Source organism: Desulfurobacterium pacificum, from assembly GCF_900182835.1.
GTDB classification, from domain to species: domain Bacteria; phylum Aquificota; class Aquificia; order Desulfurobacteriales; family Desulfurobacteriaceae; genus Desulfurobacterium_B; species Desulfurobacterium_B pacificum.
Genome location: NZ_FXUB01000003.1, coordinates 105873 through 118026 on the forward strand (window position 1 = coordinate 105873; position 12154 = coordinate 118026).

Consider the following 12154-nt stretch of genomic DNA (forward strand, 5'->3'; position numbering starts at 1 on the left):
TAAAACACTGGAGGTAAGCTGTGGAGCTTTTAAATAAAACCTTAAGAGAACTTAACGATTTAATAAAAAGAAAGGAGCTTAAGCCTTCTGAATTAACACAGGAACTTTTAGGCCGCATAGAAGAAACAGAACCCAAGCTAAACGCTTACATAACAGTTGAAGCAGAAAAGGCGTTAGAAAAGGCAAAGATTGCTGACAAGGAACTTGAGAAACTTTCTGAAGACGAAATGCCGGAACTTTTTGGCATCCCACTTTCTATTAAGGACAACATAAACGTAGAAGGTATGAGAATGACCTGTGCTTCAAAAATATTGGAAAACTTCATTTCACCTTTTGATGCTACCGTTATAAAGCGTTTAAGGGAAAGAGGGGCGATTTTTGTCGGTAAGAACAACCTTGATGAATTTGCCATGGGTTCATCTACCGAAACTTCTTACTTTGGCGTAACAAAAAATCCGTGGGATTTGGAAAGAGTGCCAGGCGGTTCTTCCGGCGGTTCGGCTGCTGCCGTTTCTGCAAGGTCGGCGTTGGCTTCTCTTGGTTCTGATACCGGCGGTTCTATCAGACAACCAGCATCTTTCTGCGGAGTGGTTGGACTTAAGCCGACTTACGGCAGAGTTTCCCGTTACGGCTTAACTGCATTTGCTTCGTCTTTAGACCAGATAGGACCTATAACGAAAACGGTTGAAGACGCCGCTTATCTTATGAATATTATTTCTGGTCAGGACGCTAAAGATGCTACAAGTGCTCGTATTCCGGTGCCCGATTTTTTAGAAAATCTTGATAATGACATTAAAGGATTAAAAGCCGGTTTACCAAAAGAGTACTTTGTGGAAGGTATTGAACCAGAAGTGAAGAAAAAGGTTTTAGAAGCTGTAAAGGTTTTGGAAAGTTTGGGCGTTGAAGTTGTAGAGATTTCTCTTCCTAACACTAAGTATGCTGTTGAAACTTACTACATCATTGCGCCGGCTGAAGCTTCTTCAAACTTGGGAAGGTTTGACGGCGTTAGATATACATACAGAGCGAAAGATTACGAAGGTTTGGTTGATATGTACTGCAAAACGAGGGCAGAAGGCTTTGGTGATGAAGTAAAAAGAAGGATAATGATTGGGACTTACACTTTAAGTGCCGGATATTACGATGCTTACTACTTAAAGGCACAGAAGGTTAGAACGCTCATTTATCAGGGTTTTGAGAATGCGTTTAAAGATGTTGACTTTATCGTTACTCCAGTTTCTCCAACTACTGCCTTCAAAATAGGAGAGAAAACCGACGACCCGATAAAGATGTATCTGTCCGATATTTTCACCATTGCTGTTAACCTTGCCGGATTGCCTGCAATTTCTTTACCCTGCGGTTTTGACAGTAAGAATTTGCCTGTTGGAGTTCAACTGATAGGAAAAGCCTTTGATGAGCCTACAATCTTGAACGTTGCAAACGTTTTAGAAAAAGAGCTTAAGCTTAATCTAATGCCTCCTGTTTAAGGGTATATATTGAAAGTGGTAAAGGTTATTGGAGGAAAATAGTGGGGACCTCTTTGGTTAAAAAGGAAAAAAGGAAAGGAAGGGGTATTCCTAAAGAGCTCATTTATGAGATGAGATATGGGAAGCCGATTTATTACAGGGATTGCGACAAAGTTCTTTCTGGCGAGAAAACCCTGGAGGAGGTGATGGGGAGTAGTAAACTGCAGTGGTGGATTATCAACAGTTTACTTCGTTTTCTTTATTAGAAGTTAGACGTTGGTAAATATGTAATTGCTACTAATGAGGCAGGTTTCCAATGGGCACCAAAGACTTGGAGGAATTTAGACATAGCCATTTTTGATAAGGAAAAGATTTTAAAAGAGGGTATTGATGAGAAGTATGTAAAAACTCCTCCAGAGGTTGTTATAGAGATAGACACGAAGGCAGATTTGCGTAAATACGGCGATTTTATGAACTATAGCAAGAGAAAAAACTCAGGATTTGCTTGATTCTGAAGTTAAGAGAGTAATCTGGTATACGACTTTTGATAAAAAAGTAATGGTGGCAGAGAAAGGAAAAAAGTGGTTTATATCGGAATGAAAAGAGGAAGTGGAGATTATTAAAAGTATAATATTTAACTTTGAAAAAGAGTTAAAACAAGAAGGTATTTGAAAGTTTTTTGGATAAGTTAAAGTGTATTAACGATTTTAGGAGAGGTTATTCTAAATATGTAAGTGACGGAGGAATGGATGAGTTTGCAATTAGAGAAAAAAAATAAAATTTGTATTGTTGGACTGGGGTATGTAGGACTACCATTAGCAGTTCTTCTAGATACCAAATTCAATATCATTGGATATGATATAAACTCTGAAAGAGTTAAAGAATTGAAGAAAAGTTTTGATAGAACCGGAGAAATTGATTCTGAAAAGTTAAAAAATTGCTCAGTGGAATTTACTGATAATCCAGAAAAAATTTCGGAAGCTAAAGTAATCATTATAACGGTTCCAACACCGATAGATGAACATAAAATTCCTGATTTAAGACCTGTTAAAGCTGCTACAAGTACAGTAGGAAAGTATATGCAAAAGGGCAGTATTGTTGTCTATGAGTCTACTGTTTATCCTGGAGTTACAGAGGAAGAATGTGTGCCTATTCTTGAGAAAGAGAGTGGTTTAAAGTGGAAAAAAGACTTTCATGTAGGATATTCTCCTGAAAGGGTTAACCCTGGTGATAAGGAGCACACAATAGATAAAATCGTAAAAGTTGTAGCAGGTGACACTCCTAAAATAACAGAGTTTCTGGCACAGCTCTACGGTTCGGTGATAACGGCCGGAGTTCATAAAGCCCCCGATATTAAGACTGCTGAGGCTGCAAAGGTTATAGAAAATACACAGAGGGATTTGAATATTGCTTTGATGAATGAACTATCAATAATCTTTAATAAAATGGGAATAGACACGAAAGCAGTTCTTGAAGCTGCTGGAACAAAGTGGAACTTCTTAAAGTTTGAGCCAGGACTTGTAGGAGGACATTGTATAGGTGTTGATCCATACTATTTAACATTTAAAGCACAAGCAATAGGATATCATCCTGAGGTTATCTTAGCGGGAAGAAGAATAAATGATTATATGGGTAAGTTTGTTGCTGAAAATACTGTTAAAAAGCTTATAAAAGCTGGGAAAGCTGTAAAGGGAAGTAAAGTCCTTATTCTTGGAATTACCTTTAAGGAGAATATTTCGGATATAAGGAATTCGAAAGTGATAGATATTTATAATGAGTTACGGGAATATGGGGTAGAAGTTTATGTTTATGATCCTCATGCGTATCCTGAGGAAGTGAAGGAAGAATACGGTATAGGACTTGTAGAGGATGTGAATAAATATAAACCATATGATGCTGTAATTGTAGCAGTGAAGCATAAGCAGTTTATAGAGAGATTTGACTTAGAAGAATATAAAAGTTTGATGGAAAATGGAGATCGTCCTGTACTAATAGATGTTAAAGGGGTGTATGATAGAGAGGAAGCTATAACAAAAGATTTTCTATACTGGAGGTTATAGATGAAAAGATTCGCTTTAATAGGAGCAGCTGGTTACGTAGCTCCGAGACATATGAAAGCTATTAAAGAGACAGGGAACCTTTTAGTTGCTGCTATGGATAGATGTGACAGCGTAGGAATTATTGACACCTATTTTCCTGATGCAGCTTTCTTTACAGAATTTGAGCGTTTTGATAGGCATATAGATAAATTGAGAAGAAAAGGAGAAGGAATAGATTACGTTTCTATATGCTCTCCTAATTACCTTCACGATGCGCATATAAGGTTTGCCCTAAGGAATGATGCGGATGCGATTTGTGAAAAGCCCCTTGTCTTAAACCCATGGAATCTGGATGCCCTTAAAGAGATAGAGGAAGAAACTGGGAGGAAAGTTTATAACATCCTTCAGTTAAGAGTTCATCCAGCAATAGTTTCTCTTAAAAAACGAGTGGAAGAAGAATCTAAAGAGAAACAAGAGAAGTACAAGATTGATCTAACCTACATAACGTCCCGAGGCAAATGGTATTTTATTTCTTGGAAAGGAAACATTAACAAGTCTGGAGGAGTTGCAACCAATATTGGTATTCACTTTTTCGACATGCTTATGTGGATATTTGGAGAAGTGAAACATTATGAAGTTCATTATTCCGAACCTTTAAAAAAAATGGCTGGATATATAGAACTTGAAAAGGCAGAAGTCAGGTGGTTTCTATCTGTTGACTCTAAGGATTTACCTGAAGTAGCTGTAAAAAAAGGAAAAAGAACTTATAGATCCATTACCGTTGATGGTAATGAAGTTGAATTTTCGGGAGGATTTACCGACCTTCATACTGTAGTATATCAGGAGATTCTTAATGGTAAAGGATTCGGTATAGAAGATGCCAGACCTTCCATAGAGCTCGTTTATAGACTCAGAAACATTAAACCTATCGGTTTCAACGATAGAGTTCATCCCTTGGCAGAGGTGAAGTTAAATGGAAAGTAAAAATTTCTTCGTCCATGAGTCCGCTTACATTGATGATAATGTAAAAATAGGGAAGGGAACAAAAATCTGGCATTTTTCCCATATACTTTCTAATACACGAATTGGGGAGAATTGCATAATAGGACAAAATTGTATGATAGGTCCCGATGTTAAGGTAGGAAACCGCTGTAAGATTCAGAATAACGTTTCTATCTATAAAGGGGTTACACTGGAAGATGAAGTTTTCTGCGGTCCTTCCTGTGTTTTTACAAATGTTTTAACTCCAAGAGCTTTTATTGAGAGGAAAGCTGAATTTCTTCCAACGCTTGTGAAAAAGGGAGCAACCATAGGAGCAAATGCTACAGTTGTCTGCGGTCATACTATTGGTAGGTATGCCTTAATTGGTGCTGGAGCAGTTGTAACTTCTGATGTACCTGATTATGCTTTGTATTTAGGAGTACCGGCTAAACACAGCGGTTGGGTTTGCAAGTGCGGAGTGGTGCTTACCAGAAAAACAAGTAGTGATGGAGAATTACATCTTACCTGTTCCTACTGTAGAAGCAGATATATGTTAAAAGGTAAAGAGTTTACCGTTATAGAGGAGAAGATATAATGCTTATGCTGGATATCTTGCCGATTGAGCTGATTAAACAGGTAGAAATAAATAAGTTTGTTTCTTCTCTTGATAAAGCTCCTGCTTTTGAGCTTCTTGAGTGGGAAAAATTTTCCGATATTATTGATTTTACGCCTGATCTATTGGTGAAGTTTATTAATGATGTCTTCCTTATACAGTTCATAGACAAAACTGTTCCTGAAGATGTAATTTTTATGCTGTCTGTCTTGTCTTTGAGCTTTAAAAAGAAGTATGAGAGGAAGTATAAGGGATACGTTATTATTCTCTTTTTTACTAAAGGAGAACTAAGACGAGAACAGATGAACTTAATAAGACTTGCGGAACATTCCTTTGATATGAAAGGAGAAATTGATATTAGAGATTTGGAAGAAATAGAAGATGGAGACATAGCAAACTATATGGAACATAAAGTATGGTACGAATACATGGCATACTTTAAACGAGCTAAAGAAAAGGGGTGGTTGTAATGCAAAAATTGCTTCTTGATTTAAATGTTGTTCTTGATTATCTGGATGTATCAAGGCCACGACATAAAGCGGTTAGTGACTTTATGAATAGAAATAAGGGAAAGGTTAAATTTCTTTTTGCTTCTTATCATTACGATACTTTGTTTTATCTTGTTAAGAGATTGAAGTTGGAACAAGAAGTTATTGATAAATTTTTGAAAGATTTTGATGTTAACTTAGTTTCCACTTCAGGAAGAAATATTATTGATGCCAAAAGTTTTAAAGATATTGAAGACGGCATCTTGGTTTCAGTATGCAGGAGAATAGGAGATGATTGCTATATCATAACTTATGATGAGGAGATGATAAGAAACTTTGAAAGGGCAGTAAGACCTGAAGTTTTCAAAGTAGAAGAACCTAAGACGATTCCAATGCTTGACCTGAAGCTTGAATATCTTTCACTTTCAGAGGATTTAGAAGAATCTTTACTAAGAGCAGCTACAAGAGCCAGGTATATCCTTGGAGATGAAGTAAGACAGTTAGAAGAAAAAATTGCTAATTACGTGGGAACAAAATACGCTGTTGGAGTTTCTTCCGGAACGGATGCACTTGTTCTTTCATTAAGGGCATTAGCAATTCAAAGGAAAAAGAAGGAATTTTTCGACAAAGAAGATTTGGTAATTACCACACCATTTACTTTTACTGCAACAGGAGAAGCTATTTTAAGAGCTGGAGCGACTCCTCTTTTTGTTGACATAGACATTGACACCTACAATATTGACCCTAAGCAGATAGAAAAAGCTGTAAAGAAGTACGGAAAAAGAGTAAAGGGAATAATTCCGGTCCACCTCTACGGTCAGCCGTGCAATATGGATGAGATTATGAGAATAGCTAAGGAAAATGATCTATTCGTAGTTGAAGATTGTGCGCAGAGCTTAGGAGCTAAGTGGAATGGGAAGCAGACGGGCTCTTTTGGTGATATGGGATGTTTCAGTTTCTTCCCAACGAAACCCCTGGGCGGTTTTGGTGATGGAGGGATGATAACTACTAATGATGAAAAACTTTATGAACTTCTCTTAATGCTTAGGAAGCATGGTGGAAGGGATAAATATAACGTTGAATATATTGGCTACAATGCACGTCTTGATACTATTCAGGCTGCCGTATTGCTTGAGAAATTTAAGCACCTTGATGACTTCAATGAACGCCGCAGGGAAATTGCAATGAATTATAATGAACAGTTGAAAGATATAGAGTGGATAAAAACTCCTTATGAGCATCCGAAGGCTTATCATGTTTATCATCAGTATACTGTAGGAGTTATGAATGGAAAAAGAGATGAATTCCAGAAGAAATTAAAAGAAAAAGGAATTCAAACGATGATTTATTATCCTGTTCCTTTGTATAAAATGAAAGTTTTTGCTAAGAACGGTATGGAGGTAATTGGAGAGTTAGAAAATGTGCAAAAAGTAGAGAAAGAAGTTGTGAGTTTGCCAATAGAACCCTTGTTAGGGAAAGAAGAAATAAAATCTATTTTAAATAAGGTATTGAACGATTCATAGTACGGTGTACATCATGATGAGGATAGAGTACAAATTTTTAATTTTAAAAAATGGAGAAAACTCCAATACAAAGTAAAGGAGGTAACCAATAACTAAATGGCTTCTGAATTACTTACTATATTTTAAAACAAAAAGTACTTTCGCAAAAGGATCGCTTCTCTTATTTATTGCTAATGTAACTTCTCAAGTATTAAATACGCTAAGTTTTTTGGTATTAGCTCGTATTTATGGAGTTGGAGATTTTGGCAATTTTGCATTGTTCTCAAGTTATACAGCTGTTCTATCTATTCTGTTTTCTTTGAAGTACGATTCTGCTATAATAAGTATGAAGCTCGATGAAAGAGAAATAGTTGCTAAGTCTTATATCATCCTATATGGTTTATTAACCTTGATTTTGCTTCCAGGAATTTTTTTTGTGCGGAATATTCTTTATCATGCTGTTCTTGCTGCAATTCTAATTTCTGTTTTTAAGGTCGCATTTAATTTTTTTCTTTCAACCAAAAATTTTGCGATTTTAGTTGTTTCCAAAATATCGAATAGTTTATTATTTTTAGTACTTTCCATTTTTATATCAAGATTTGCAAGCGATAAAAACTTTGGCATGATTAACTCTTATACAATTTCCTACACAATTGTGCTATTATTCCTAATTTTAATGTTTAAGAATAAAGCAGTTGGATTTTCCACAGAAGAGATTATAAGAGTTTTTAAGATACTCAAAAGGTATAAAAACTTCCCCGTATATTATTTGCCCCAGCAAATACTGAATGAGCTGTCTAATCAAATGCCAACTTTCTTTATATCTTTCTTTTTTGGTAGTTATTATACTGGAATTTTTATGATGACAGTTAAGCTTTTATCAGCATTACCTTCAATGGTAGCATCGTCTATATCTCAGATTTTCTATCAGCAATTTGCAGAATTATATCATAAAAACAAACAACCGTGTATGTTTTTCTACAAAGTTTATAGAAAGTTGATGATAATTGCTCCATTACTAATCTTATTTATTCTGTTTATTATTTTTCTTATTGAGGATCATTTTCTACCAAAGTCATGGAACGGTATTCTTTACTACTCGATATTGATGGCTCCAATGGTAGCAATACGATTTATAGGCTCTATAATTTCGTCTGTTGTTTTGGTGTTAGGATATCAGAAGAAATCTTTTTACCTAGAAGTATTTCATATTGCAACTAGATTTATTTCTTTAGTGATAAGTGGAGTTATTTATAATTTTTCTTTACTCCTGATTATGTTAACTTTATCAAGTTTGCTAATTACTGGATATAGATTGCAATGGTATAAGGAAATAGTAAATGAATCTAAAAAAGGAGAATAGAGATGATAAATATAGAGATTTTTGAAAAGAAATTTGCTATTTATTTTGAAGGAATAGATACTAAAAAATTTATAGAGGAATTGTCTATTTATGGAAATTTGAATAAAAAATTCAGTGCTTACGATTATGAAGTGTTTTTGTTAAGAGGTAATAACTATGATTTTAGTGAGAAAATTATATCTGTTAATCCTTCTTCTTTTTTCTTTTTGAAAGATGGGAGTTTTGCTGTAGATTATGGTCACTCTATAATTCACTATCAACTGGTGAGAACACCCAAGAGAATTATTATTAAAGTGAAAAAACAAGGTTTTTTAAGAAAGTTTCTATCCATGGAATATAGAAGCAATTTAGAAAATTTAGGTCAAATTTTCCATGAACTTGTTGTAGTTCCGTTGATGTTTTTTGACAGAAAAAAGTTTCTCATTCATGCTTCTGCTGTCTATGACAATGATTCGCATCAAGTTATTATGTTTGGCGGAACTGGAGGTGTAGGAAAAACTTCTTTGGAATTGTTACTATCTCAGAGTAAAAGATATTCCTTTTTTGCAGATGATATTTGTGTGGTAGATGAAGAGGGATTTGCCTATCCCAATCTGTCATATCCTAAGATATATGGTTATAATGTTCTAAATAATAAGCTTTTAACAACTAGAGATTTACTGAAAAAAAACACTCTTTTGTCTAAAATACATTGGTTTTTACATTATTATCTAAGAGGCCCCAATAAGGTAAGAAGAAAACTTTGTCCTGATTGTTTGTTTAAAGGAGGAGTACGAAAACAGAAAGCCAAAATAGGAAAGTACTACATTCTTTTTAGGACCGCTACAGTTAAAGATATATGCTTGGTTGAAGTTCCGGTAACGAAGGTAGTAGAACCGACAATACAAATAATTAAGAACGAATACTACACATTCTTGAGAAATATTCGCTGGTTTGTTGTTAATTCTGAGTTAGCTAACAAAAAAATAGATCTACAGGGATTTAATATAGCTTTTTCTAAAGAAATTTTGGAAAATGCGTTAAAGGAAGCAGAGATTTATATCTTGAAAATCCCACTAACTTTAAGTCATAACGAATTTCTTAATAAAGTTAGAAGAATTATAGGAGTAGAGTAATGCAGAGACTTCTTTTGTTTACTTCTTCCTTTCCATACGGTAAGGGTGAACAATTTTTGGAAGATGAAATTGAAATTTTAAGTGAAGTTTTCAAGGTTAAAATAATTCCTTTTAGCTATGGAGGAAGCATTGTATCAAGAAAATTGCCTAAAAATGTAAAAGTAAATAAACCTTTATACATAGAAAAATTACAATTTTCAAAATTGATAAAGATTTTAATTGCTTCTTTACCTGAGATGAAGAAAATAAACTTTAGCTTTCGACGTTTGAGATTGTATTTATCTGCTTTAAGAGCTATTGGTTTTTTCTTTTCCAATAAATCTATTTTAGAAGAACTGAAAACTTTAACAGACTCAGATATAATCTACTTTTATTGGGGACATGTGTCAGCCTTTGCTATACCATTTCTTCCAAATCTAAAAGCTAAAGTTGTTATGAGGTTACACAGAGGTGACTTATATGAATACTTGCACGATGGTTATTTCCCGTTTAGAGAACAGCAGTTAAGAAAAGTAGATGCAGTAATTCCTATTTCATTTGATGGCAGAAAATTCCTTTTGAGAAAATATTCTTTTATCAAAAACAAGATATTTGTACATAGATTGGGAGTTAAAAATGATTCATTTATAACTCAACCAAGTAAAGACGGTATTTTTAGAATAGTTTCAGTCTCATCTATTAACCATGTGAAAAGGGTAGATTTAATATGTGAGATTCTGAAATATATAAGATCACATAAGGTTTTATGGACCCATTTTGGTGATGGTCCTTTAAGGAAAAAATTGGAAGAAAAAATAAAGGAACTACCTTCAAACGTAGTAGTTAATTTGAAGGGATTTGTCCGTAGAAATGATATTTTCCGATTTTATCGCGAGAACCCAGTAGATTTGTTCATTAACGTTAGTTCAAGTGAAGGGATTCCTGTTTCGATAATGGAAGCTATTTCATATGGAATTCCTGTGGTTGCAACAGCAGTTGGAGGAACACCGGAAATTGTTAGTGAAAAAGTCGGTATACTTATCGAAAAAGAATTCAACCCTAAGGAAGTAGCTTTTGTAATTCAAAATGTTTTAGATAGTTCTGCATTTGATAGGAATGTCATAAAAAATTACTGGAGTATTTACTATAATGCTGAGAAAAACTATAAGAAGTTCGCAGAATTTCTTAAGAACTTATAATTTGTTTTTAGAATTTGCTATTTTAATGGCCTTTGGTTTATTGGTACTTATGTATCTTTTGAGTTGTCAAGCTTATCTGACTTTTACTTTGTTTGTCCTTATGTTTCTTCTGGCTTTAACTCCAATGATTACATTTATAGTTTCTAAAGTACATTTATTAAATCCTTTGATTATTTTCTCTACCTATTATTATGTTTTAATAATTAGTGTTTTGCTATCACTAGACAAAATTGAACCTGAAGAATTAGCGAAAGCTTCTATTATTGTATTATCGTCCTATATCTTTTTTGTTTTAGGCTTTCTTACGTTTGTTAACAAGCGACTACTTTCAAAGCCGATGTTAAGAAAAATGAATTACACAGACATACCTATAGTTCTTTCAAAAGTGGTAATGTTTGTTTTCTTTTTGATAGGATTCTCTAACTATATTTTTGTTTTATATAAAACAGTGAATTTGAGATTTTGGGAATACTACCTAAACTTAGGATTCTATGGTAGGAATTTGAAAGAAATCTTTGGATTATCAACGTTAGGATACTTATTTCTACATCCAGCTATATATATAGCCATTTATAACTATGTTTAGGCAAAAGATAAACAGGTATATTTTCTACATGCTGATTTTTGTATATGTCATAATCATTTTATCTTTGGCAAAAATTACATATTTCGCTTTGCAAATTGCCATATTTATAACTTTGTTGTTTGCTCTTAAGAACGATGTTGTCATAACATTCAAGCGTATTTTCCTTTTGTTGCTTTTCACCACACTTGTTTTATCACTTTTTCTTTACAGGATGATTGCAGATATAGCAAGAGTTAAGGGACTTAGCATAATAGAAGTTTTTCTTTCTGTATTAGATACAAATAGTTTATATTCCCTTTTTTTTGAAAAATCCAACTTGCCAAATATAAATATCATAGTGCTTATAATGAAACACTGGGGTAAAGAAATAGATTATCTAAAAGGAACGAGTTTGGTAAATGTTATATCTGGATTTATGCCTTCAGATATTAGAACTTCTCTAGTGCACAATTTCTCGGTAAGCTGGATTATTAAGAATCAATGGTTTACTTATCAACCTGGTGGTGCCATTCCACCGACAATAATAGGAGAATTATTCGCAAATTTCGGATATTTTGGAATGTTTACTATGTTTTTCTTAGGGATGACAACAGCCAATATTTACAATTGGGTTTTTAAAAACCTTTCCTATCCTAAGTTGATCTTTTATACTTACTTCCTATGGAAATTTGTTTTTCTGATGGCAAAGGGAGAGTTTTCTAGAATTAGCGATATAAGTATGCTTATTTCTGTCGCAGCTGTAGCTATTCTAAAATCCTTAAACCAGCTAAGGTTCCGTCATGATAATAGGGAGAAAAACTTCCAAAGCAATTTAAAGGAGGCATAA

General features: G+C 34.0%; 12 protein-coding genes. All 12 read left to right on the plus strand.

From position 1 onward, the window contains the following. Positions 1-20 precede the first annotated feature (20 nt). The gene (gene gatA, locus QOL23_RS05970) at positions 21-1484 is read left to right on the plus strand and encodes an Asp-tRNA(Asn)/Glu-tRNA(Gln) amidotransferase subunit GatA (protein ID WP_283400672.1); all 1464 of its coding nucleotides are present in this window, start codon (positions 21-23) and stop codon (positions 1482-1484) included. Positions 1485-1525: 41 nt separating this feature from the next. Then, complete coding sequence (locus QOL23_RS05975; RefSeq protein ID WP_283400673.1) at positions 1526-1729, plus strand: hypothetical protein; 204 nt, start codon at positions 1526-1528, stop codon at positions 1727-1729. Between the two features lie 483 nt (positions 1730-2212). Then, positions 2213-3523, plus strand: coding sequence for a nucleotide sugar dehydrogenase (locus QOL23_RS05980; RefSeq protein ID WP_283400674.1), 1311 nt, complete (start codon positions 2213-2215; stop codon positions 3521-3523). Then, positions 3524-4486, plus strand: a complete 963-nt coding sequence (locus tag QOL23_RS05985) for a Gfo/Idh/MocA family oxidoreductase (protein ID WP_283400675.1) — start codon at positions 3524-3526, stop codon at positions 4484-4486. After that, the gene (locus QOL23_RS05990) at positions 4476-5078 is read left to right on the plus strand and encodes an acyltransferase (protein ID WP_283400676.1); all 603 of its coding nucleotides are present in this window, start codon (positions 4476-4478) and stop codon (positions 5076-5078) included. Before QOL23_RS05985 ends, QOL23_RS05990 begins: the two co-directional genes overlap by 11 nt. Further along, a complete protein-coding gene (locus tag QOL23_RS05995) occupies positions 5078-5566 on the plus strand; it encodes a hypothetical protein (RefSeq protein WP_283400677.1) in 489 nt (162 codons plus the stop codon). Before QOL23_RS05990 ends, QOL23_RS05995 begins: the two co-directional genes overlap by 1 nt. Then, complete coding sequence (locus QOL23_RS06000; protein ID WP_283400678.1) at positions 5566-7107, plus strand: DegT/DnrJ/EryC1/StrS family aminotransferase; 1542 nt, start codon at positions 5566-5568, stop codon at positions 7105-7107. The genes QOL23_RS05995 and QOL23_RS06000 overlap by 1 nt, the downstream gene beginning before the upstream one ends. A 208-nt stretch (positions 7108-7315) precedes the next feature. Continuing rightward, positions 7316-8449 carry a lipopolysaccharide biosynthesis protein gene (locus tag QOL23_RS06005; protein ID WP_283400679.1) on the plus strand — a complete coding sequence of 378 codons (1134 nt, stop codon included), beginning with the start codon at positions 7316-7318 and terminating at the stop codon, positions 8447-8449. A gap of 2 nt (positions 8450-8451) precedes the next feature. Further along, positions 8452-9564 carry a hypothetical protein gene (locus QOL23_RS06010; RefSeq protein ID WP_283400680.1) on the plus strand — a complete coding sequence of 371 codons (1113 nt, stop codon included), beginning with the start codon at positions 8452-8454 and terminating at the stop codon, positions 9562-9564. Beyond that, positions 9564-10742 (plus strand): glycosyltransferase, encoded by a 1179-nt coding sequence (locus QOL23_RS06015; RefSeq protein WP_283400681.1) that lies wholly within the window; start codon positions 9564-9566, stop codon positions 10740-10742. The genes QOL23_RS06010 and QOL23_RS06015 overlap by 1 nt, the downstream gene beginning before the upstream one ends. 211 nt (positions 10743-10953) lie before the next feature. Continuing rightward, positions 10954-11328 carry a hypothetical protein gene (locus QOL23_RS06020; protein ID WP_283400682.1) on the plus strand — a complete coding sequence of 125 codons (375 nt, stop codon included), beginning with the start codon at positions 10954-10956 and terminating at the stop codon, positions 11326-11328. A gap of 211 nt (positions 11329-11539) precedes the next feature. Beyond that, a complete protein-coding gene (locus QOL23_RS06025; protein ID WP_283400683.1) occupies positions 11540-12154 on the plus strand; it encodes a hypothetical protein in 615 nt (204 codons plus the stop codon).

What these genes read in the sequence shown, in the direction of transcription:
- QOL23_RS06015 (WP_283400681.1), top strand. Translation starts at nt 9,564, where the DNA reads ATGCAGAGACTTCTTTTGTTTACTTCTTCCTTTCCATACGGTAAGGGT.
- QOL23_RS06025 (WP_283400683.1), top strand. Translation starts at nt 11,540, where the DNA reads ATGATTGCAGATATAGCAAGAGTTAAGGGACTTAGCATAATAGAAGTT.
- QOL23_RS05985 (WP_283400675.1), top strand. Translation starts at nt 3,524, where the DNA reads ATGAAAAGATTCGCTTTAATAGGAGCAGCTGGTTACGTAGCTCCGAGA.
- QOL23_RS05995 (WP_283400677.1), top strand. Translation starts at nt 5,078, where the DNA reads ATGCTTATGCTGGATATCTTGCCGATTGAGCTGATTAAACAGGTAGAA.
- QOL23_RS05990 (WP_283400676.1), top strand. Translation starts at nt 4,476, where the DNA reads ATGGAAAGTAAAAATTTCTTCGTCCATGAGTCCGCTTACATTGATGAT.
- QOL23_RS06010 (WP_283400680.1), top strand. Translation starts at nt 8,452, where the DNA reads ATGATAAATATAGAGATTTTTGAAAAGAAATTTGCTATTTATTTTGAA.
- QOL23_RS05980 (WP_283400674.1), top strand. Translation starts at nt 2,213, where the DNA reads ATGAGTTTGCAATTAGAGAAAAAAAATAAAATTTGTATTGTTGGACTG.
- QOL23_RS06000 (WP_283400678.1), top strand. Translation starts at nt 5,566, where the DNA reads ATGCAAAAATTGCTTCTTGATTTAAATGTTGTTCTTGATTATCTGGAT.